This is a genomic window from Mesorhizobium sp. B2-2-3 (assembly GCF_006442405.1).
Classification (GTDB): Bacteria; Pseudomonadota; Alphaproteobacteria; order Rhizobiales; family Rhizobiaceae; genus Mesorhizobium.
Map to the genome: position 1 here is coordinate 40391 of NZ_VFWC01000016.1, position 22076 is coordinate 62466.

Annotated in this window: 22 protein-coding genes; 16 read left to right on the forward strand and 6 right to left on the reverse strand. The window is 63.6% G+C overall.

The genetic code is table 11. From position 1 onward, the window contains the following. Positions 1–23: 23 nt before the first annotated feature. Positions 24–800: an SOS response-associated peptidase gene (locus FJ951_RS24725; RefSeq protein WP_140517820.1), complete on the forward strand. Its 777-nt coding sequence runs from the start codon at positions 24–26 to the stop codon at positions 798–800. A gap of 65 nt (positions 801–865) precedes the next feature. Here the strand turns inward: FJ951_RS24725 and FJ951_RS24730 are convergent, their stop codons facing one another. Next, positions 866–1021 (reverse strand): hypothetical protein, encoded by a 156-nt coding sequence (locus FJ951_RS24730; RefSeq protein WP_140494544.1) that lies wholly within the window; start codon positions 1019–1021, stop codon positions 866–868. A gap of 416 nt (positions 1022–1437) precedes the next feature. Between FJ951_RS24730 and cysS the strand changes: the two genes are divergently transcribed. From cysS to rarD, 8 genes are all read left to right on the forward strand, one after another. Continuing rightward, entirely contained in the window at positions 1438–2886 is a 1449-nt protein-coding gene (gene cysS / locus FJ951_RS24735; RefSeq protein ID WP_140517821.1) for a cysteine--tRNA ligase, read from the forward strand. A gap of 268 nt (positions 2887–3154) precedes the next feature. Then, positions 3155–3499: an endonuclease domain-containing protein gene (locus tag FJ951_RS24745; protein WP_246671777.1), complete on the forward strand. Its 345-nt coding sequence runs from the start codon at positions 3155–3157 to the stop codon at positions 3497–3499. Next, the gene (locus tag FJ951_RS24750) at positions 3496–3882 is read left to right on the forward strand and encodes a VOC family protein (protein ID WP_140517822.1); all 387 of its coding nucleotides are present in this window, start codon (positions 3496–3498) and stop codon (positions 3880–3882) included. Before FJ951_RS24745 ends, FJ951_RS24750 begins: the two co-directional genes overlap by 4 nt. A gap of 6 nt (positions 3883–3888) precedes the next feature. Beyond that, entirely contained in the window at positions 3889–4380 is a 492-nt protein-coding gene (locus tag FJ951_RS24755) for a GFA family protein (RefSeq protein WP_140494536.1), read from the forward strand. Beyond that, positions 4377–4853, forward strand: a complete 477-nt coding sequence (locus tag FJ951_RS24760; RefSeq protein WP_140517823.1) for a GFA family protein — start codon at positions 4377–4379, stop codon at positions 4851–4853. Before FJ951_RS24755 ends, FJ951_RS24760 begins: the two co-directional genes overlap by 4 nt. Beyond that, positions 4850–5809, forward strand: coding sequence for a prolyl aminopeptidase (pip, locus tag FJ951_RS24765; protein ID WP_140517824.1), 960 nt, complete (start codon positions 4850–4852; stop codon positions 5807–5809). The genes FJ951_RS24760 and pip overlap by 4 nt, the downstream gene beginning before the upstream one ends. 187 nt (positions 5810–5996) lie before the next feature. Further along, entirely contained in the window at positions 5997–7613 is a 1617-nt protein-coding gene (gene cimA / locus FJ951_RS24770; protein WP_140494530.1) for a citramalate synthase, read from the forward strand. 83 nt (positions 7614–7696) lie between these two features. Further along, positions 7697–8623 (forward strand): EamA family transporter RarD, encoded by a 927-nt coding sequence (gene rarD / locus FJ951_RS24775; RefSeq protein WP_140494526.1) that lies wholly within the window; start codon positions 7697–7699, stop codon positions 8621–8623. Here the strand turns inward: rarD and FJ951_RS24780 are convergent. Then, positions 8601–9599 (reverse strand): transporter, encoded by a 999-nt coding sequence (locus tag FJ951_RS24780; protein WP_140494524.1) that lies wholly within the window; start codon positions 9597–9599, stop codon positions 8601–8603. The genes rarD and FJ951_RS24780 overlap by 23 nt on opposite strands. A gap of 177 nt (positions 9600–9776) precedes the next feature. Further along, positions 9777–10067 carry a muconolactone Delta-isomerase family protein gene (locus FJ951_RS24785; RefSeq protein WP_140517825.1) on the reverse strand — a complete coding sequence of 97 codons (291 nt, stop codon included), beginning with the start codon at positions 10065–10067 and terminating at the stop codon, positions 9777–9779. 118 nt (positions 10068–10185) lie between these two features. Between FJ951_RS24785 and FJ951_RS24790 the strand changes: the two genes are divergently transcribed. Beyond that, a complete protein-coding gene (locus FJ951_RS24790; RefSeq protein WP_140517826.1) occupies positions 10186–11082 on the forward strand; it encodes a LysR substrate-binding domain-containing protein in 897 nt (298 codons plus the stop codon). A gap of 53 nt (positions 11083–11135) precedes the next feature. Here FJ951_RS24790 and FJ951_RS24795 read toward each other — a convergent pair whose 3' ends face one another. Then, on the reverse strand, positions 11136–11747 hold the full coding sequence (locus FJ951_RS24795; protein ID WP_140517827.1) for a TIGR00730 family Rossman fold protein: 612 nt from the start codon (positions 11745–11747) through the stop codon (positions 11136–11138). A 128-nt stretch (positions 11748–11875) separates the two neighbouring features. On the opposite strand from FJ951_RS24795, the gene FJ951_RS24800 reads away from it, so the two are divergent. The 3 genes from FJ951_RS24800 (at position 11876) to FJ951_RS24810 (ending at position 15621) form a co-directional block, all read left to right on the forward strand. Then, a complete protein-coding gene (locus FJ951_RS24800; protein ID WP_140517828.1) occupies positions 11876–13243 on the forward strand; it encodes a LysM peptidoglycan-binding domain-containing protein in 1368 nt (455 codons plus the stop codon). 121 nt (positions 13244–13364) lie between these two features. Then, positions 13365–13712: a metalloregulator ArsR/SmtB family transcription factor gene (locus FJ951_RS24805; protein WP_140494514.1), complete on the forward strand. Its 348-nt coding sequence runs from the start codon at positions 13365–13367 to the stop codon at positions 13710–13712. Between the two features lie 25 nt (positions 13713–13737). After that, on the forward strand, positions 13738–15621 hold the full coding sequence (locus tag FJ951_RS24810) for an ABC transporter ATP-binding protein/permease (RefSeq protein WP_140517829.1): 1884 nt from the start codon (positions 13738–13740) through the stop codon (positions 15619–15621). A gap of 31 nt (positions 15622–15652) precedes the next feature. Here the strand turns inward: FJ951_RS24810 and FJ951_RS24815 are convergent, their stop codons facing one another. Continuing rightward, positions 15653–16534: an SMP-30/gluconolactonase/LRE family protein gene (locus tag FJ951_RS24815; protein WP_140517830.1), complete on the reverse strand. Its 882-nt coding sequence runs from the start codon at positions 16532–16534 to the stop codon at positions 15653–15655. Between the two features lie 232 nt (positions 16535–16766). On the opposite strand from FJ951_RS24815, the gene FJ951_RS24820 reads away from it, so the two are divergent. From FJ951_RS24820 to FJ951_RS24830, 3 genes are all read left to right on the forward strand, one after another. Next, positions 16767–18038: a DUF4375 domain-containing protein gene (locus FJ951_RS24820; protein ID WP_140517831.1), complete on the forward strand. Its 1272-nt coding sequence runs from the start codon at positions 16767–16769 to the stop codon at positions 18036–18038. Between the two features lie 90 nt (positions 18039–18128). Beyond that, positions 18129–18827, forward strand: coding sequence for a phosphatidylserine decarboxylase (locus FJ951_RS24825; protein ID WP_140517832.1), 699 nt, complete (start codon positions 18129–18131; stop codon positions 18825–18827). A 3-nt stretch (positions 18828–18830) separates the two neighbouring features. Then, positions 18831–19649, forward strand: coding sequence for a phosphatidylcholine/phosphatidylserine synthase (locus FJ951_RS24830; RefSeq protein WP_140494505.1), 819 nt, complete (start codon positions 18831–18833; stop codon positions 19647–19649). A 118-nt stretch (positions 19650–19767) separates the two neighbouring features. Here FJ951_RS24830 and FJ951_RS24835 read toward each other — a convergent pair whose 3' ends face one another. Then, on the reverse strand, positions 19768–21990 hold the full coding sequence (locus tag FJ951_RS24835) for an AMP-binding protein (RefSeq protein WP_140517833.1): 2223 nt from the start codon (positions 21988–21990) through the stop codon (positions 19768–19770). Positions 21991–22076: the final 86 nt, after the last annotated feature.

Consider the following 22076-nt stretch of genomic DNA (forward strand, 5'->3'; position numbering starts at 1 on the left):
ACCGGACATCAGGACCAATAGACATGTGCGGACGTTTTGCCTTGACCGCGACACCGGACCAGACAGCCGCTTTCCTCGGGCTGGCGGAGGTGGAGCAGTTTCCTACGCGCTACAATATAGCGCCGACGCAGCCGGTGCTGATGGCGATCTCAGGCCCGCCGCGGGCGCCGGGTTCCAACCTGCCGGACCGCCGGCCGATGCTGGTGCGCTGGGGCCTGATCCCCGCCTGGGTAAAGGATGTCGGCGAATTTCCGCTGCTGTTCAACGCACGCTCCGAAGGCGTGATCGAAAAGGCCTCGTTCAAAGCCGCCATGCGCCATCGCCGGGCGCTGGTGCCGGCATCAGGTTTTTACGAATGGCGCCAGGCGCGGCCCGGAGAGGCGGGCGGCAGGAAGGGGCAGCCTTACTGGATCAGGCCGCGGCATGGCGGGTTGGTCGCCTTTGCCGGGCTGGTTGAAACCTATGCGGAACCGGGCGGCTCGGAGTTGGACACCGGCGCCGTTCTGACGGTCGAGGCCAATGCCGACATCGCGCATATCCATGACCGCATGCCCGTGGTGATCGCACCTGAAGACTTCACCCGCTGGCTCGATTGCCGCGGACTTGAGCCGCGCGACGTCGCCGACCTGTTGCGGCCGGCGCAACGCGACTTCTTCGAAGCGATTCCGGTCTCCGACCTCGTCAACAAGGTCGCCAACACCGGGCCGGAGATTCAGGAGAAGAGGGAGATCGGGCCCGAGCCCGAGAAGGTCAAGCGCCGGAAACCCGGCGCGGACGACAGTCAGATGACGCTGTTTTAGCAGGAACTCTGTTCGAGGTGCGGTTTGGCGCCTCGTTCCGACCCTTGGGCCGATCGCGCACTGCTTCAGGCAGCGCGGGGCGATACGATTTTCTGCACCGGCTTTTTCTTCTTCGCGGTGTGGAGCAGGGCGGCGACGATCGCGGCCGGGCCGATTGCGCGATAATGGTTTGCCAGCGCTGGTTGCTTGGCGCGGTTGGCTTCCTGCTTGCTTCGAGGCATGTGTCTCTTCCCAGATAACGTTTCCGTGTCTGCGTTTGGCGGCCGAATCCGACCAAATCGTGACGCAGGTTGATCTAGCCGGCGTATGTTTCATGACTGTGCCGACATGTTTAATAAAATGTTTCAGTGGCTGATTCCGTGTGATCGGGCGACGCATTTGCCAGTTCTGGCGTCGTTTTTCTCGGGATAAGCGACTTGACGGCAACACTGGCCAAGGCGATAAAGCCGCCTATGAAAACGTCTTTCGCCATTTGTGGCATTTGCATTATTGGCTAGCTTCGCGCTGGTCCGGACGTTTTCGCCTCATCTTCCCCTAGATTGGACAAACGCCCCGGCCAGCAGGCTGGAGTCCGTTTTGCGCCTCGGCGCGGAGCTGGCTTCATCCAGGCAAAAGTTCTGAACCGGAAAGGCATGGAATGTCTGACGCACCGAAGGGCCTGCGCCTCTACAACACGCTGACGCGCGCGAAGCAGGATTTCGTCCCGATCGACGCGCTGAACGTGCGCATGTATGTCTGCGGTCCGACCGTCTACGACTTCGCCCATATCGGCAATGCCAGGCCCGTAATCGTCTTCGACGTGCTGTTCCGGCTGCTGCGCCATCTCTATGGCGAGACGCACGTCACCTATGTGCGCAACATCACGGATGTCGACGACAAGATCAATGCACGCGCACTGCGCGATTTCGGCAGCGAGATATCAGCCGGCAGACTGTCGCTTAACGAGGCGATAAGGCGGGTGACGGAGAAGACCGCGGGCCAATTCCACAAGGACGTCGCGACGCTCGGCTGCCTGGAGCCAACAGTCGAGCCGCGCGCCACCGAGTTCGTCGAGCCCCGTGCCGACGGCAAGGCAGACATGATCACCTTGATTCAAAGCCTGATCAAACGCGGCCATGCCTATGTTGCCGCAGGCGAAGTGCTGTTCGACACCGCTTCGATGCCCGACTACGGCCAGTTGTCGAAGCGAAATCTCGACGAGCAGCAGGCCGGTGCTCGCGTTGCAGTCGACGCGCACAAGAAGAATCCTGGCGACTTCGTGCTGTGGAAGTTGTCGTCCCCGGAGGAGCCGGGCTGGCAGAGCCCATGGGGCAGGGGCCGGCCGGGCTGGCACATCGAATGCTCGGCCATGTCCGCCGCCTATCTGGGCGAGGTCTTCGATATTCATGGCGGCGGTCTCGACCTGATCTTCCCGCACCACGAGAACGAGATCGCCCAGTCACGCTGCGCGCACGGCACCGATGTGATGGCCAACATCTGGATGCACAACGGCTTCCTGCAGGTCGAAGGGCAGAAGATGTCGAAGAGCCTCGGCAATTTTTACTCGATCAACGAGCTGCTGGAGACCGAAACGTTCGGCGGCCGCAAATGGCCCGGCGAGGTGCTCAGGCTGGCTATGCTGATGACCCATTATCGCGAACCGATCGACTTTTCCGTGCGCAAGCTCGAGGAAGCGGAGAACACGCTGCGCAAGTGGAAACGCGCGGCCGATCTGGCGCCGGCGGTCGGGCAATTGCCGGACGAGGTCGTGCAGGCGTTGTCGGATGATCTCGCCACCTACGCCGCCTTCCAGGTTTTGACCCAGTTGGCCGGCGAGGCGGTCGACTTCAGCGGCGATGGCGAAAACGCCGCAGCGGCCTCGCTGAAGGGTGCGCTTGCCTTCCTGGGTTTCGATGTCGGGGCGGCCAAGGTCGACGAAGCCGCGCTCGCCAAGGCGATCGCCAGGCGCCTGGAATTGATCGCCGCCAAGAACTGGGCCGAAGCCGACCGCATCCGCGACGAGTTGTTGGCGCAAGGCGTACAACTGAAGGACGGCAAGGACCCGGTCACCGGCGAACGTGTGACGACGTGGGAGGTGAAGCGGTGAGGGCGACTGTTCTTGTGGCGGGAATGGAGAGGTTGGCGCGAAGCACCCCCCTCTGTCCTGCCGGACATCTCCCCCTCAAGGGGGGAGATTGGATATCACCGAGGCTTTCGCCAATCGCTGACGTTGGAGGTTGGGCACCGTCAGCGAAACTGCCGATCTCCCCCCTTGAGGGGGAGATGTCCGGCAGGACAGAGGGGGGCGCCTCGCCGTGATCCATTATCGTGTGTCTCCTGTCAATCGAGGCAATGCGCGCAAGATGCGCAAGGCTATGACCGACGCCGAACTGAAGCTTTGGAATGAGATACGCGCACACCGACTCATGGGGCTGGCGTTTCGACGTCAAATGCCAATAGCGGGCTACATCGTCGATTTTGCTTGCCCTAACAGGAAGCTGATCGTTGAGCTGGATGGTTCTCAGCACGCCTCTCATGAGGTCTCGGCGTCTGACACCGCGCGAACAGCCAAGCTCACAGCGCTCGGCTGGACCGCCCTGCGCTTCTGGAATGATGACGTGATCCGGGATATCGACAATGTCTGTCAGCACATCGTGATTGCGGCCGGCCTGGCTGGCGCGGAAATGCCGGAACCAGCAACGGAGGAGTTCGTTCCATGATCGACCATCTCGGCATCGACGTTGCTGACTTTGACGCTTCGAAGGCTTTCTATGACAAGGCGATGGCGCCGCTTGGGGCCTCGCTGCTCCATATGGTGCCGTTGGAATACACCGGCGGCGCCAAGGTCGGTGGCTACGGCCGCGATCGGCCGGTGTTCTGGCTCCAGGAAGGCAAGGAGGGCCAAAAGGCCCGCCAGCACGTTGCCTTCACCGCGCGCAGCCGCGCCGAGGTTGATGCTTTCCATGCTGCCGCTCTCGCCGCCGGCGGCAAGGACAATGGCGGGCCGGGCCTGCGCCCGCACTATCATGCGGACTACTATGGCGCCTTCGTCTTCGATCCCGACGGCAACAATGTCGAGGCCGTCTGCCATCATGCGGAGTGACCTGCCATGAGCCTCGACAACCGGCCGATCTACACCGGCGGCTGCCAGTGCGGCGCCGTGCGCTTTCGCGTCGAGGGCGCACTCGGCGATGCCTCGGTCTGCCATTGCCGCATGTGCCAGAAGGCGAGCGGCAATTTCTACCTTCCGCTGGTCTCGGTGCGCGGCGCCAAGGTGGATTGGACGCGCGGCGAGCCCAAGCGCTTCCGCTCGTCGAACGCTGCCTGGCGTGGGTTCTGCGCCGAATGCGGAACGCCGCTGACTTTCGAGGCGCCGGACGGCATGGCGCTGGCGATTGCCGCCTTCGACGCTCCGGCTGATATCGCGCCGACCATCCAATGGGGCACCGAGGCAAAGCTGCCTTACGTCGATTCCATTCCAGAATTGCCGGGCGAGGATACGATGGCGGACATGGGTTCGGCCCCCTATCTGGCAGAGCTTGTCTCCTACCAGCATCCCGACCACGACACCGAGCAATGGCCGCCGGAGAAAACATCATGAGCGAGACCATTCGAACCGGCGGCTGCCAGTGCGGCGCCGTGCGCTTCCGCATCAAGGGCAAGCTTGGACGCCCGTCCATCTGCCACTGCCGCATGTGCCAGAAACAGTTCGGTTCCTTTTTCGGCGCCCTGGTGACGGCGCCGAAGGACGGCGTCGAATGGATCCGTGAGGAGCCGAGCTATTTCCAGTCCTCGGTCAACATCGATCGCGGTTTCTGCGCTCGCTGCGGCACGCCGCTGACCTATCGCCAGCCCGGCGGCCTGGAGATCGCCATCGGCGCCTTCGACGATCGCTCCGACCTGGCGCCGCAGATCCAGGTCAATTACGCCGCGCGGCTGCCTTGGGTGGAGACGATCTTCGAACAGCCCGTCCACCAGGATCCAGACTATTACGCTAGGCAGGAGGAGATCATCTCCTTCCAGCATCCCGACCATGAAACGACGGACTGGCCGTCCAAAGGTTTGCAATTATGAGCTCTGAACTGCGCACGCTTTATCCCGAGATCGAAGCTTTCGAGAGTGGTATGCTCGACGTCGGCGACGGCCACCAGGTCTATTGGGAACGCTCCGGCACCAAAGGCGCCAAGCCGGCGGTATTCCTGCATGGCGGGCCGGGCGGCACCATCTCGCCAAAGCATCGGCGGCTGTTCGATCCCGATCTCTACGACGTCATCCTGTTCGACCAGCGCGGTTGCGGCAAGTCGACGCCGAATGCCTCGCTGGAGGCCAACACCACGTGGCACCTGGTCGCCGATATCGAGCGCCTGCGCGAAATGGCCGGCTTCGACAAATGGCTGGTCTTCGGCGGTTCCTGGGGTTCGACGCTGGCGCTCGCCTACGCCGAGACGCACCCGCAACGCGTCAGTGAGCTCGTCGTGCGGGGCATCTATACGCTGACCCGCCCCGAACTCGAATGGTACTATCAGTTCGGCGTCTCCGAGATGTTTCCCGACAAGTGGGAGCGCTTCCTGGCGCCGATCCCCGAGGCCGAGCGCGGCGACATGATGGCCGCCTATCGCAAGCGGCTGGTGGGGTCCGACAGAAACGCGCAGATCGAGGCGGCCCGCGCCTGGAGCCTGTGGGAAGGCGAGACGATCACGCTTTTGCCCGAGCCGGAGACCAGCGGACCGTTTGGTGAGGACGATTACGCCGTCGCCTTCGCCCGCATAGAGAACCACTACTTCGTCCATGCCGGTTGGCTGGAGGAGGGACAGTTGCTGCGCGATGCCTGGAAGTTGAAGGACATTCCCGGCACCATCGTCCACGGCCGCTACGACATGCCGTGCCCGGCACGCTACGCCTGGGCGCTGCACAAGGCCTGGCCGAAGGCGGATTTTCACCTGATCGAGGGTGCCGGCCATGCCTATTCCGAGCCGGGTATCTTGGACCGGCTGATCCGGGCTACGGATGGGTTTGTGGGGAAAAACTGATGTCGGCGCTCACCCCCCTCTGGCCTGCCGGCCATCTACCCCTCAAGGGGGGAGATTGGCCATCACCCGGGGTTTCGCAAGTTTTCAGCGCCGCAGGTGATGGCGGGACATTCGAACTGCCGATCTCCCCCCTTGAGGGGGAGATGTCCGGTAGGACAGAGGGGGGCGTTCAAGCGCCCACAGGACGATGAAAAAGCAACGCCTCTACCTCTTCGACACAACACTTCGCGATGGCCAGCAGACGCCCGGTATCGACTTCTCGGTCGAGGACAAGATCGCCATCGCCAAGCTGCTCGACGAATTCGGCCTCGACTATGTCGAGGGCGGTTACCCCGGCGCCAACCCGACCGACACGGCCTTCTTTAGGGAGAAGCGCACCGCGCAGGCAAAGTTCGTCGCCTTCGGCATGACCAAGCGGGCGGGGGTGTCGGCTTCCAACGATCCTGGGCTTGCCGCACTCGTCCAGTCGCGGTCGGACGCCATCTGCTTTGTCGCCAAGAGCTGGGACTATCATGTCCGTGTGGCGCTCGGCTGCACCAATGAGGAGAATCTGGAGTCCATCAAGGCCTCGGTGGAAGCCGCCATTGCCGCGGGGAAGGAGGCGATGGTCGATTGCGAGCATTTCTTCGACGGGTTCAAGGCCAATTCGGATTATGCGCTGGCGTGCGCCAAGACCGCTTATGATGCCGGCGCGCGCTGGGTGGTGCTGTGCGACACCAATGGCGGCACGCAGCCCTCGGAACTACGCGCAACAGTCGAAAGGGTCGTCGCCGCGGGCATTCCCGGCGACCATCTCGGCATCCATGCCCATGATGACACCGGCCAGGCGGTGGCGAATTCGCTGGCCGCGGTCGAAGCGGGCGTGCGCCAGATCCAGGGCACGCTGAACGGCATTGGCGAACGCTGCGGCAACGCCAATCTGATCTCCATCGTGCCGACGCTGGCGTTGAAGCCGGCCTTCGCCGACCGTTTCGAGACGGGGATTTCCGCCGAGGCGCTTACCGGCATTTCGCGCTTGTCGCGCGCCTTCGACGAACTCTTGAACCGCGCTCCGGAGGCGCAGGCGCCCTATGTCGGCGCTTCCGCCTTCGCCACCAAGGCCGGCATCCACGCTTCGGCGCTCGCCAAGGAACCTGCGACCTACGAGCATGTGCCGCCGGAAGCGGTTGGCAACCGCCGCCGCGTCATGGTTTCCGACCAGGGCGGCAAGGCCAATTTCCTGGCCGAGCTGAAGCGGCGCGGCATCGATGTGCCGAAGGACGATCACCGGCTCGACGCATTGATATCGGTGGTCAAGGAGCGTGAGGCCTCCGGCTATGCCTATGAGGGCGCCGACGCCTCCTTCGAGCTTCTGGCACGCAAGATGCTGCACGGTTTGCCCGAGTTCTTCCATGTCACCTCGTTCCGCTGCATGATCGAACGCCGCTTCGATGCCAATGGCCAGTTGAAGACGGTGTCGGAAGCGGTGGTCAAGGTGCTGGTCGAGGGCGAGGAGAAGATGTCGGTGGCCGAGGGGCACGGCCCCGTCAATGCGCTCGACATCGCACTGCGCAAGGATCTCGGCAAATACCAGGGCGAAATCGCCGATCTGGAACTCGCCGACTTCAAGGTGCGTATCCTCAATGGCGGCACCGAGGCGATCACTCGCGTTCTGATCGAATCGCATGATGCGACCGGTGCCCGCTGGTGGACGGTCGGCGTTTCCGAAAACATCATCGACGCCTCGTTCCAGGCGCTGATGGATTCCATCATCTACAAGCTGATGAAGAACCGGGACATGGCGGGTCTGGTGGCGGCGGAGTAAGTTTGAACCATCAGCGAAAGTCCATTGATCCATCAGAACTTTGCGATGGTCTTGCCAAGGTTACTGGGCCATAGCGTTGGGCCATGGCCGCTGAAGCAATTACCCAGGACGCAGTTTCAAAAGCCCGCCGCGGCTTCCTGCTGGCGCTGGGTGCCTATTTCTTGTGGGGTTTGCTGCCTTTCTACATGAAAGCGGTTGCGCACCTGCCGCTTGCCGAGGTGATTGCCCACCGCATCGTCTGGTCGGTGCCGATCGCCGCCGCGGTTCTGGTCTGGGCCGGCCGCACGGCGGATTTCAAGGCGGCAATCCGTTCGCCCCGCACGATCGCCATGGCGGCGCTGACGGCGGCGCTGATCTCGGTCAATTGGGGCGTCTACGTCTGGGCTATCGCCGTCGACCGCACCGTAGAAACCGCCCTTGGCTATTACATCAATCCCCTGGTCAGCGTCGTGGTCGGCGCCCTGCTGCTCGGCGAGCGGCTCGATCGGCTGCAGATCGCGGCCGTGGTGCTTGCGGCGATCGCGGTCGCCGTGCTGACGATCGAGGCTGGCAAGTTGCCATGGGTATCGCTGGCGCTGGCCTTTTCCTTCGCCGCCTACGGTTTTTTCCGCAAGACGCTGCCGATCGGCCCCAGCCAGGGTTTTCTGCTCGAAGTGCTTCTGTTGTCGGTGCCGGCCTTGGGTTATATCGCCTGGCTGATCGCCACCGGACAGGACCATTTCGTTTCCGGCAACGGCGTCGATGCGGCGTTGCTGGCCGGTTGCGGGCCGGTGACCGCGGTGCCGCTGCTGCTGTTCGCATTCGGCGCCAGGCTTTTGCGTCTCTCCACCATAGGTATCATGCAATATATTGCGCCGACCATTGTGTTCCTGATCGCCGTGCTGATCTTCAAAGAGCCGTTCGACACCACCCAGGCTGTCGCCTTTGCCCTGATCTGGGCGGCGCTGGCCATGTATTCCTGGTCGATGCTGGCGACGGCGCGCCGGGCTACATCTGCCCGAGCCGCCTGACGAAGAGATAGGTCGCTCCGGCGATCAGCATCGAAACCGCAGTCACCACCCAGAAGCCTATCGGCGTGTTGACCAGCGGCAAGCCGCCGACATTCATGCCGAACAGGCCCGAGATGATCGTCATTGGCAACAGCACCGCGGTCATCACCGACAGCACGTAGAGCAGCCGGTTCGACTGCGTCGTCAGCTTGGCCATCAACTCGTCCTGCAACAGCCTGGCGCGCGCCTGCAACTGCTCGCCATCATAGTGCAGCGTCTGCGCGCGGTGCGAAAGCCGTGCTGCCATGTCGTTGATCGAATCGGGCAGGTCGTTGCGGTGCGAATGGTCGAGATGGCGAAACAGATTGGTCAGGGTCGCCATCTGCCGGTGAATCACCACCAGGTGCCGGCGCGCATCGACGAGCGCCTGCCGCTCATTGTGCCATGCGTCGCAGACGATGCGGTCCTCGATGCCGTCGAGACTGTCGCCAAGTGCAGCGAGTTCCACCGCCATGCCGTCGAACGACTGGCCCACGACCGCCTCGATCAGCTCGGCCGGCGAGCGAAACTTGCGCGAGCCGTTCTCGATCGCCTTGCGGATATTGTCGACCGACTGCAAGGGCTGCTTGCGGGCGCCGACCAGCATGGTGTCGTTGAGGGCGAAACGGAAATGGCCGAGCCCGCCGGCTTCCGCCGAATAGTCGTGACGCAGGTCCGGCAGGTCGCCGTAAAGCCAGTCATCCTCGAGGTCGATGTGGCAGCCATGGCTGGCGGACAGGAAGGCCTCGCGCACTGGCGCCGGCAGGGCCTGTTCGGCGGCGATCTCGTGGCGTGCGCGCATGTCGGAAAGCTGGTAGCTGCGCCACGTCCATTGCGCGCCGGCGGCATCCTTGGTGCGCAGGCCGTCGGCGGTGAAATGATAGATGAAGAACAGCCCATGCTCGTCTGGCAGGTAGGGCGACAGGTCGGCGCCTTCCGGGGCGAGAGCAGTATCCATGGTGTAGTGCCGGATGCATATTTCGAGCATCGCACCGCTTGGCGGCGCGTGATTGCAACATCTAGCATGGGCGGCGGGGTTTCGTGTGACGGTTCCTTGACAGCCGATCACACTCTCTTGAGCGGCCGCGGCAGTGCGGCGGCGCCTTTCGCCGCCACCGCATTGCGATTGCCGCAGTTAGCGCTTCGGGCCGAAGCCTGGGTAGGGATTCAGCGGCACGATTGCGGCAATGTCCATCATGCCGGCCTTGACCAGCGGCAAGCTGCCGAGATGGCTGCGCACGTCGGCATCGCTGGCAGTCTCGAACATCATGCCGCTGCCGGGAATGTCGCCACGGTTCCAGACCTGGCGAACCGCGCCCTGGGCATAGAGCGTGCGCCGCTGCTCGGCCTCGCCGGGCAGCAGCGGCGCGAAATCGGCATCGGTGAACTTTTCGGTGTTGCGGGTGAGAAGGGCAAAGAACTGCATGTTGGTCTCCTGTTTGTCAGCGGTTGATCACAGCAGGTATGGCGCTGGGTGGTCAGACTGTCCAAGACTGATTAGGCTAAAGTTGAGACCTTTGGGGACTTGATGCCGTGGAGCAAAAATGTTCGACTTGCGCCAGATCCGATATTTCGTCGCCGTCGCGGAAACCGGCAATGTCGCTCGCGCCGCCGAACTGCTGCATATTTCGCAGTCACCGCTGAGCCGGCAGATCATGCAGCTTGAACAGCAGCTTGGCGTGACCCTGTTCGAACGGGTAAAACAGCGCGTCCATCTCAATGCCGAGGGCCGCGCCTTTCTCGCCGAGGCTCGCGCGCTGCTGTCAAACGCGCGCCGGCTGGAGGAACTTGGTCGAAACCTTGCCAGAGGGTCTGTCGGGCGTCTTGCCATCGGCTATGTCGAAGGCGCCGTGCATGCCGGGCTTGTCGCCGCGATGCTGCGCCAATTCCGCCGCGACCGGCCGGATTTTCATCTCCAGTTGAGAAGCCTGCGCTCGGCGGCGCAGATCGAGGAACTGCGGCAGCGCTCGTTGGATCTGGGCCTGGTCTATTCGCCGCCCGCCGCAGACGATCCCGATATCGCCAGCACGCCGCTGCGCCACGAGCCGCTGGTGCTGGCGATGCGCGAAGACGATCCGCTCGCCGAAGTGGCCGATATCCAGCCGCACCATCTCGACGGCCGCGTCTGGATCACCGTCGTGCGCCAGCCCGACGACACCAATCGCGGCCAGTTCCTGGCCGCCTGCGCCAAGGCGGGTTTCCTGCCCGATATCGCCTATGAGACGGCGGACCCGTTGACCTCGCTCGGCCTTGTCAGCGCCGGCCTCGGCCTTGCCACCGTCCAGTCGAGCCTGCGCATCGCCGCGCCGCCCGGGATCCTGTTTCGGGACCTGCCATGGTTTGAGCGCAAGGTCTCGATCCATCTCGCCTGGCGGCGCCAGGATCGGCGGGCGGTAATCGATGATCTGCGGCTGGCCGGCAGTAGGGCAGTAGGGCAGTAGGGCAGTAGGGCAGTAGGGCAGTACGGCAGTAGGTTCTGTCTTCAGCTACAGCCTTACATCTTGTCTATCACCGACTGCACGCCCTCCGTCGGCGCATCGACCGAGGAGCCTGCCACCATGATGGCGGCGACGATTGCCTCGGGGTCATTGACGACCAGCGGCTTGACCCGCTGTGCGGTGTGAATGAAGCCTTCGGTTGCCATATGGTCGATAAGCGCCAGCATCGGATCCCAGAATCCGCCGACATTGCCGAAGACGATCGGCTTGCGGTGATGGCCAAGTTGCGCCCAGGTCATGACCTCGACGATCTCCTCGACTGTGCCGATGCCGCCCGGCAGCGCCACAAAGGCGTCGGATTTCTCGAACATCTTATGTTTGCGCTCGTGCATGTTTTCGGTGATCACGAGCTCGTCGAGCCGGTCTAGCGCGGTTTCGGTTGCTTCCCTGTTGATCAGGAAGCGGGGAATGATGCCGGTGACCTTGCCGCCGGCCTTGAGCGCGCCTTCAGCGACGGCGCCCATGATGCCTTTGGTGCCGCCGCCATAGATCAGCCTGAGGCCGGAGCGCGCAAGCGATCGCCCGAGCAGGTGACCAGCCTTGACATAGGTTTCATCACGGCCCGGAGACGAGCCGCAATACACGCAGACGGATCGAATCGTATTCATGCCGATGATTGGTGATTGGGTCTGAAAGCGCGGTCAAGCCCTAAGGGCCGAGAAGTCCGGGCTTTTTCTTGTCGGTGATGGTAAAACAGGCTAGACCGGCGTTAGGTGGCTAAGGGGCAGGGAAGTAGATGGCGATCAATCCGTTGAAGGCGTTTCTGTTCGCGGCGGGTGGGACCGTTGCGGTCGCGGGAACCGCCTATGTGTCGGGCGCGCTCGACCCATATTTCAATCGCACGCCGCCGGCGGACGTCGCGGCGCAGGCTCCGCCTGTGGCGCCGAAGCCGGCCAATCCGGGCACGGAAGCGCGGCTGCCGCAGGCTGCGGCACCGTCCGCTCCCACCTCTGAGGCAACCGCGCCTGCCGTCGCGGGTCCGATCGCCCCGACCTTCGACGTGGTGCGCGTTGAAGGCGATGGTTCGATCGTCGTCGCCGGCAATGCGGCGCCCAATTCAAAGGTCGAGATCCTCAACGGTTCGACCGTGATCGGCTCGACGGTCGCTGGTCCCGATGGCGCCTTCGTCATCGTGCTCGATGATCCGCTGAAGCCCGGTGACTATACGATTGCCTTGCGCTCCACCGCCGGCGATGTGGTGACCGCTTCGGCCCAGACGGCCGTCGTCTCCATTCCCGCCAATGCGAGCGGTCAGGTGCTGGCCATGGTCGAGGAACCGGGCAAGCCGGCCGAACTGCTGACCGTGCCCCAGCCGCAGACAACACCGGAAGCGCCTGCAGCCGCGGCTCCGGCGCCAGGCGCGTCCGCCGCCATCGAAGCAACGCCTGCTCCTGCGGCGCCGACAACGCCGCCCGCGCCATCCGTGGCCGAACCCAAGATCGTCGTCGAAGCGGTCGAGATTGACGGCAGCAAGATTTTTGTCGCCGGCCTCGCCGACCCGGGCCGCAAGGTGCGCGCCTATGCCAACGACATCCTGCTTGGCGAAGCGCAGACATCGCCGAATGGCCATTTCCTGGTTGAGGCGAGGCGCGACGTACCGGTCGGCAGTTACACCATCCGTGTCGATGGCCTCGATGCCGACGGGGTGAAGGTGGTGGCCCGCGCCGCCGTACCGTTCGAGCGCGAACCGGGCGAGGCGGTCGCCGCCGTGGCGCCTGCTGGATCCAAGGCGGCCGATGCAAAGTCTGCCGAACCGTCGGCTGCCGCTGAAGCGCCCGCCAACCCGGCGGAACCGGCTCCGGCCGATGCAGTGGCCACGCCGCCTTCCGATGTGGCCGAGACTGTTTCACCTAAGCTCGAACATGCCAACGGCGCCGTGATCATCCGCCGTCACGACACGCTGTGGCGGATTTCGCGGCGCGTTTACGGCTATGGCATGCGCTACTCGACCATCTATCTCGCCAACCAGGACCAGATCCGCAATCCCGACCGCATCTGGCCGGGACAGGTGTTCAAGGTCCCGCCACGGTCGAAGGAAGGCGAGGCCGCCGACCTCAAGGCGATGGGTGACCAGATGACGACGCATTCGGCGAAGACGGAGTAGGCAAGCGTCAGCGGGGCGGCTGCAAGCCGTTCCGAAGCCGATCCTTCGCAGCCCTCCGCCTGCAATCTCCCCATCCGGCCAGCTTGCCTCGTCACTGTTCATCGTCTATCGCCGATGAACGATGACCGAATCCCTGCCTGAACCGGACCGCGCGACGAGCGCGCCAACCTCTTGCACCACCGACAGCCACTCCATCGCGGCCCGCTTCGCCGCGCTCTCGCACCCTGCGCGCATCGAGATCCTGAAACGCCTGTCTGCCAGCGGTTTCTGCTGCTGTCGGGACGTTGTCGACCATCTCGATCTCGCCCAGTCGACCGTCTCGCAGCATCTGAAGATCCTGGTCGAGGCGGGGCTGGTGCGCTTCGCGCCTGACCGCCAGCGCTCGCGCTACGAGGTGGACCAAGCCGCGCTTGCCGGCGTGTCGGCTTCGCTGAGCGCGCTCGTCGTTTCCTGCTCGACCAGCCGCTGACCCTCTCACCCAAAAGGCAAGAAAAGTGGCCGAAAAAACCGTCTCCGCCGATTCCCCGACCTTCAAGACGCTGCTTAACCTCTGGCCCTATATGTGGCCGGCGGATCGTGCCGATCTGCGGGCGCGCGTCACCTGGGCGACAATTCTGCTGGTGGTTGCCAAGCTGACATTGGTCGCGGGACCCTATTTCTTCAAATGGGCGACCGACGCCTTGGCCGGTGACGGCAGATCGACGCCGCCGCTGCCCGCCTTCCTGCTCGCCCCGGTCATGTTGGTTGTCGCCTACAATGTGGTGCGGCTCGTGCAACTCGGCTTCAACCAGTTGCGCGACGCGCTGTTTGCCCGCGTCGGCCAGTACGCGGTGCGCCAGCTTGCCTTCCGCACCTTCGTCCACATGCACCAGTTGTCCCTGCGCTTCCATCTCGAACGGCGCACCGGCGGCTTGTCGCGCATCATCGAGCGCGGCACCAAGGGCATCGAGACGATCGTGCGCTTCATCATGCTCAACACGGCGCCGACCATCCTCGAATTCGCGCTGACCACGGGCATCTTCGCCTACACCTATGGCTGGAAATACGTAGCCGTGGTGGCGGTCACCGTCTGGCTCTATGTCTGGTTCACGGTTCGCGCCAGCGACTGGCGCATTTCGATCCGCCGCGACATGAACGACAGCGACACCGACGCCAACACCAAGGCGATCGACTCTCTGCTCAATTTCGAGACGGTCAAATATTTCAACAACGAGGCCATGGAGGCCGAGCGCTTCGACCGCTCCATGGCGCGTTACGAGATGTCGGCGACCAGGATCTGGACGTCGCTCGGCTGGCTGAATTTCGGCCAGGGCGTCATCTACGGTCTGGGCACGGTCATTGTCATGTGCATGTCCGCGCTCGAAGTGCAGCGCGGTACGCAGTCTGTCGGTGATTTCGTCTTCATCAACGCCATGCTGATGCAGCTCTCGGTGCCGCTCAATTTCATCGGCTTCATCTACCGCGAGATTCGCCAGGGCCTCACCGATATCGAGCAGATGTTCGACCTGCTCGACGTGCCGCAGGAGATCGTCGACAAGCCCAGTGCCAGGCCGCTCGCGATCGAAGCCGGCAAGGTCGAATTCCGCGACGTGCATTTCTCCTATGATCCGAACCGCAAGATCCTGAAAGGCATCAGCTTCGAGGTGCCGGCCGGCAAGACGGTCGCCATCGTCGGTCCTTCGGGCGCGGGCAAGTCGACCATCTCGCGGCTGCTGTTCCGCTTCTACGACATCCAGTCGGGCCAGGTGCTGATCGACGGCCAGGATGTCAGGGAAGTGACGCAGGAGAGCCTGCGCGCGGCGATCGGCATGGTGCCTCAGGACACCGTGCTGTTCAACGACACCATCGCCTACAACATCCGCTACGGCCGCATCGGCGCCAGCGAGGAGGAGGTGCGCAAGGCGGCCGAACTCGCCCAGATCGGCCCTTTCATCGAGCGGCTGCCCGAGGGTTACCGCTCGATGGTCGGCGAGCGCGGGCTGAAGCTTTCCGGGGGCGAGAAGCAGCGCGTGGCGATTGCCCGCACCATTCTCAAGGCGCCGCCGATCCTGATGCTCGACGAGGCGACCTCGGCGCTGGACAGCCATACCGAACAGGAGATCCAGGCCGCGCTCGACCTGGTCAGCCGGGGCCGCACTACCATCGTCATCGCCCACCGGCTGTCGACGGTGATCACGGCCGACGAAATCATCGTGCTCAAGGACGGCCAGATCGCCGAACGCGGCACACATGCCGATCTGATGCGCAAGCACGGGCTTTACGCCTCGATGTGGGACCGCCAGCGCGAGGCGACCGAAGCTGAGGAGCGTCTGCGCATCGCCCGCGAAAGCGACGAACTGGGTGTGGTGGTGCGCAGGCGCACGTCGGAGCTGTCGTAGCGGCGTTGGCTATCTCCATCGCTTTCGCCAATCAGCGTGTGCCCGAAATGTAAGACGGCCATCCCGCGCCAGGCGAGGAAACAGCGACGCCCAGCACCTGACCAGTGCGGGCGTCGCTCGACATGTGGTCGAAGCCGCGCCATTCGGCGACGGTGATGAACAGCGTCCTGCCGTCGACACCGCCCAGCATGCAGGCGAAGCAGCCGCGATCGGCGGTCACGGTCTGCAGCACCTCACCGCCTTCGCGTACCTGCGCACAGCGCTTGTTGGGAACATCCGCGTACCAGACCGTCCCTTCGGCATCTAGGCAGATGCCATCGGGATAGCCGTCGAGATCGGCCCACACCCGCCGATTAGCCAGAGTGCCGTCGGCGGCTATGTCGAAGGCGGTCAGCCGGTTGGAGTGGGATTCGGCAATGATCAGCGTCCTGTTGTCCGGGGTCACAGCCATGCCATTGGCAAACGCGATATTCTCAGCCACTTGCCTGGCCGTCCCGTCCGGTGTGATCAGCACGATCGTGCCCGGGCCGAAATGCTGGCCGGGTGCCGGCGCCGGGCCGCCGCCATTGACATAGATATTGCCGCGCCCATCGACGACGATCTCGTTCCAGGGGCTTTTCGAGAGGTCGCGCAGATCGGCATGGGTGACGAGCCTGCCATCCACCTCCTGCCTTAGCAGCAGGCCTTCGCGGCCTGAAATCACGAGCAACCTGCCATCCGGCAGCCAGTCGATGGAGTAGGGCAGGACCGCTGGCATGGTGAGCATCACCCTGCTCTTGCCGTCTTCGCTCACGGCGACGATCTCTCCGGTACCCCAGTTGCAGAGCCACAGGCGTCCCTCATGCCAACGCGGCGATTCCCCGAAAGCGAGGCCCATGGTGATAATCTTGGCGTTCTCGGCAACGGATGACATTGGCTGGCTCCTTGGCTGCGTGACCCACGTCACCCTTCCGAAGGCGTCGCGAGGCACTGTCCTGCCAAGGACGGGCGAGCGTATGGCTTGCCGACATTGCGGCCGACAATTCTGAAAGGCTAATACGCGATGGTGATCCCGCCAAATCTGCACATACCTGGGTCTCTTTCAAATCTAAAAGCAGGTGATATTGTCACCTCGGGAACAACCAGCCGCGGTTGCTTTGCGGTCTATGAAAGCATTTTCGATGTTCGGATTTTTCTTTCGCAAGTCTAAAAAAACGTCTGAAAAACTCGCGCCGAATGCTGCCAGGTGGCCACAGGTCAGGCTGCCGCTGCCGGTTTTTGTGCGCCGTTCAACAGTAGAAAAGGCAATCGATAGCCCCTCGGAACTCGTCTTCGCCGTTGAGATTTTCATCCATACCATGACTTATGAAGGGCTCTACCGATATCCGGAGATCAGCCCGAGGGCGATGCAGGTTTCCCACGCAAACTCGTACTCGGCTGAGGTGAAGAATGGCGGGCACAGTCAATTCATCTACAATGGCGCAGAGGAAACCAACGCCATGATTACGAACGCCCGAGTTGGACTCGCTGCTAGCGGTGCGAGCGGCCAATTGGCGACTTTGGAAAAGATGTCCTCCTGGATTGCCGAGCATCCCGATGAGGCGGCCGAACAAACGGGCTTCGAGGGTGGTTGCGACGATTTTCTGGATGCGCTTGACGGTGAGTTCTACCACGCAGATGAGGCTGCACCGATGCAGGGTTTCTTGGCGCGCTGGATCGTCTCGTGGCCTGATCTACAGATTGTCGAAGATGACGACTACAGCGATGTTATACACGGTCTGGTGATGGCCAACCCGCAACGCGAAGCCAGGCTTCTTCATCGTTCGATTAGCAAGCTGGTGCGCCAGATGATCGGCTGGCGCGACGTTGGGGCCGGTCTCGCCTGCGCCAAGGTGTCTCCGCCTGAGGTCAGATTGGGCTTTGGCATGGCAAGAATGCTGGATGTCGGGGGTGAGATGCAGATGGTTTTCCAACTGCGTACCAGTGCGAAGGAGCCTCGGCTATGCGTTGCAACTGAGACGCACGCCGATATCTACGAATACATCGCGGCGGAAGACCCACCGGTCATACGCCCGGGTGAGAATTCTTTGGGAGCCATCGCTCCGCGAGTAGGCAACCGACTTGGCCACGCTGAAGGCTCGGAAATCAAAATGGTTGTCGAATTGGCTGAGCAGTATCATGCCCCGGCTGCTGTCGACCTTCTACTGCGCAAAGCCGGATTCGACCCGACGGACGCCATCGTTTCAGCGAACTCAATCGTGCAAACGGCGGAAGGCGTGGTCGTGAACTGGGTGGTGTTGGCGTCTGACCGGGCCTTCCTCTTGCTGTCTTCGTGGAATGGTAGTGTGCTCTTGCGTGGCAAAGATAACGAAAAGCTTGCCGACGCTACAATCCCGGAGCTCGCCGAGCACTTTGATCGTTCCGCTGCTGCGGGCTAGCTCGTCCACCCTCCCTCGCCATTGTCGCGTTGCGGGCAGAGGGTGTTTCGGTTATTGAGGCCGGACCTGAAACAGGGACTGCCCCATCCCATGAGCCTTGTCGATACGGTCAAGAACGCGTTCGTACCGATCCATCGCGAGGGCTATCCGTTCATCGCCGCCTTTGGCGCGGGCACGCTTTTCCTCGGCTATTTCTCCTCGATCCTGTTCTGGATCGGGCTCATCCTCACCGCCTGGTGCGCCTATTTCTTCCGCGATCCCGAGCGGGTGACGCCGGTCGACGACCGTCTGGTGGTGAGCCCCGCCGACGGCGTCATCTCGGCGGTCGGCCCGGCCGTGCCGCCGCGCGAGCTTGGCCTCGGCAATGCCGAAATGACCCGCATATCGGTGTTCATGAACGTCTTTTCCTGCCACGTGAACCGCGCCCCGGTGCGCGGCAAGATTTCCCGTATCGAGCATCGGCCCGGGAAGTTCCTTAATGCCGAACTCGACAAGGCAAGCACCGAGAACGAGCGCAACGGGCTGGTCATCGACAGCCCCAACGGCACCGTCGCGGCGGTGCAGATCGCCGGCCTCGTGGCGCGGCGCATCGTCTGCTGGGCCGAGGCCGGCGGCTCGATCGCCATCGGCGAGCGTTTCGGCCTGATCCGCTTCGGTTCGCGCGTCGACGTCTTCCTGCCGGAGGCGGCGACACCACGCGTGGCCGTCGGCCAGACGGCGGTCGCCGGCGAAACGGTGCTGGCGGAATTCGGCGGTATCGCCGCCACGCCTCTCGTGCGGATATCCTGACCGGTGGGCGCGCCGTTCAAGAAATTCGAGGCGCATGCCAGCGGCGGCCCGCGCATCCGCGAAATCCCGATGCGCATGGTGCTGCCCAATCTGGTTACGGTGCTCGCCATCTGTGCCGGCTTGTCCGGCATCCGCTTCGCTTTCGAGAACCGCTTCGAGCCCGCGGTGGTCATGGTGCTGCTCGCCGCGTTCCTCGACGGCATAGACGGCCGGTTGGCGCGAATGCTGAAGGCAACGTCGAAATTCGGCGCGCAGATGGATTCGCTGGCCGACATCGTCAATTTCGGCGTCGCGCCCGCGCTGGTGCTTTACGCTTTCCTGCTCGACCGCGCGGGATCGCCGGGCTGGATTGCCGCCCTTTTGTTCACCATCGCCTGCGGCATGCGGCTCGCCCGCTTCAATGTTCTTGACGAGGAAAAGGCCGAGCGGCCGGCATGGCAGACCGAATATTTCGTTGGGGTACCGGCGCCGGCGGGCGCCGTGCTGGTGATGCTGCCGCTTTATCTGTATTTCCTGCGGCTTGGGCTGGAGCCCGGCCGCCCGGCCGCCTTCATCGCCACCGGCTTCACCGTACTGGTCGCCTTCCTGCTGGTCAGCCGTTTGCCGGTCTATTCGGGTAAGAGCGTCAAGGTGCCGGGTGACAAGGTATTGCCGGTCATCCTGGGGGTCGTGCTCTACATCCTGCTCTTGATGACCTATCCCTGGTACACGCTGACGGCCTCCGTCGCCGGTTATCTCCTCTTCCTGCCCTTCAGCGTGCGTGCCTATTCGAAGCGCGCCAGGCTGGAAGGCGAGCAGGTGCCGCCTTCGGATATAGGATAACGCTGTTATCCCTCTTTGAAGGCGGGGATGTCGCCGAAGGCGACAGAGGGTGCATTGAAGGCCAGCGCTTTGCGCCCGGGCCTGCGATTTAGGCGAGACGACCCTTCAGGCCGTTCGCCTACGCCGCCGCACTCAGCCCCAGACGATCGATGGCCAGTCTGCGGGCCGACACGTAGTCGGTCTTGCCCGAGCCCAGCGCCGGGATCTCTTCCACCTTGACGATGTCGTTGGGCACCATCAGTTCGGCCGCCCCGGCCTTCTTGCCGAATTGGCGCAGTTCCTCGGCACTCGCATCGTCGGCGGTGGTCACCAGCACGATGCGCTCGCCGCGCCGTTTGTCGGGCACCGCCACGGCGGCATGGCGCTCTTCCGGCCACAGCGACTGCACCAGCATCTCGACCGCACCCAGCGACACCATCTCGCCGGCGATCTTGGCGAAACGCTTGGCCCGGCCGCGAATGGTGATGAAGCCCTCGCGGTCGACCGAGACGATGTCGCCGGTGTCGTGCCAGCCCTCGAGCCGCTGCAATTCGCCCGGTCGGTCGGCGGTCATGTAGCCCATCATCATATTCGGGCCGTCGAGCCACAGACGGCCGGCGCCATCGATGCCGTCGACGGGTTCGAGCTTCATGCGGATGGCCGGCAGCAGCCGCCCGACGGTGCCGTCGCGGCTATGGATGGCGGTGTTGACGGCAACCACGGGCGCGGCCTCGGTCAGCCCAAAGCCTTCGATGATCTCGGCCTGGAAACGCTCGCGATAGGTGCGGCGGGTTTCCGGCTTCACCGCTTCGGCGCCGGCGACGACGAAGCGCAGGCTGGAAAAATCGCCGTCCTTGGCGGTGCGCGCGTAATTGGCGAGGAAAGTGTCGGTGCCGAACATGACCGTCGGCTTCACCTTACGGGCGATCTCGGGGATGATCTTGTAATGGAGAGGCGAAGGGTAAAGGAACAGCTTTACGCCTGTAACCAGCGGCAGGATGGTGCCGCCCGTCAGCCCGAAGGAGTGGAACACAGGCAATACGTTGAGCAGGATATCGGCCGGCGAGATGGTGATACGGGCTTCCGCCTGCATGGCGTTGGCGTAAAGGTTCTTGTGCGACAGCACCACCGCCTTCGGCGTGCCTTCCGAACCGGAGGTGAACAGGATGACCGCGGGTTTGGCTGCGTCCTGGCGCTGCAGCGGCCAGCGCCACAGCAAGGCGGCGGTAAGCTTTTCCAGCGCCGTCACGCTTGCGCGTGTATCCTCCAGCCAGAGAAATTTCGCGCCGCCCTTTTCGACCGCCGTCACGATATCGCCGAGGTCGGCCTTCTCGATGAAGGCGCGGGAGGAGACGACCGTGCGGATCACCGCCGTGCGGATGGCGGCGGTGACGCTGGCCGGACCCGCGGTGTAGTTGATCATCGCGGCCACCCGACCGGCCGAGAGCAGCCCGACCAGGGACAGCACCACGCCATTGGCGTTGGGCAGGAGCAGGCCGACCGCTTCGCCGGGCGCCGTCACCGCCTCGAAATGCCTGCCCAGCACGCGCGCGCCGATGAACAGTTTTCGATAGCTGAGCGCGCCCGAGACGACGTCCTCGATGATCGGATGGGATGCGCCGACCCTGGTTGCGGCATCACGCATGGCCAGGAACAGGCCGCGATCGAGATCGGCGGCTGCGAAGCGCGCCTCGGCGAAGCGGTCGAACAGCGCGTTGGTGTTCGAGGCCTGCTCGGGAATGCGCGCCACCAGCTCGGCGATGGTCATTGGTTCCAATGCGCTGATCGACAGGCGCGGGAACCAGCGCCGGGGCACGATGCTGGCCGGCGTCAACGAGACCGGAAGGTCGCGGGCGCCGCCGACGAAGATCGGCACGATGCGGGCATCGGCCTGCATGGCGATGCGCGTGACAGCGCGAAACAGCCGGAACGACTTGACGTCGGGCTCGACCGCGTCCGGCAGGTAGACGGCAAGCCGGCCCTTGCCCTTCAGCACGCGCACCAGCCTGCGGCTGACGAAGACGTGTTCGGCGTTGAAGGCGATGGTGCGGCCAAGCTCGCGCCACGGCTCCAGCCATGGTGCCCTGGCCGAGGCTCCGTCGAGGATGTGCAGCGTGTCGTCAGGCAGCAGCGACAGCATCAGCGCCGGTTCGAAATGCGACTGATGTGAGATGACATAGATGACTGGCGCCGCCGCATCGCGCGCGATTGCCATGCGGCTGTCGCTGATCCGGTAGGCGAGCTTGAACGGCACGTAGAGCAGCGCCTGGGTAAAGCGCAGGCCGAGGCGGAACTTTTCCATCACCCCGATCAGCAGCCAGGCCACGACCAGACCCGCAAGCAGCGCCAGTGTCAGGATCATACCGCGTCTCTCCCAACGTTCCTTGCACCTCGGCTCTGCGGCCGCTTCGGCAAGAACCTAGACGATGTGCGGTCAAGGTCAATGCG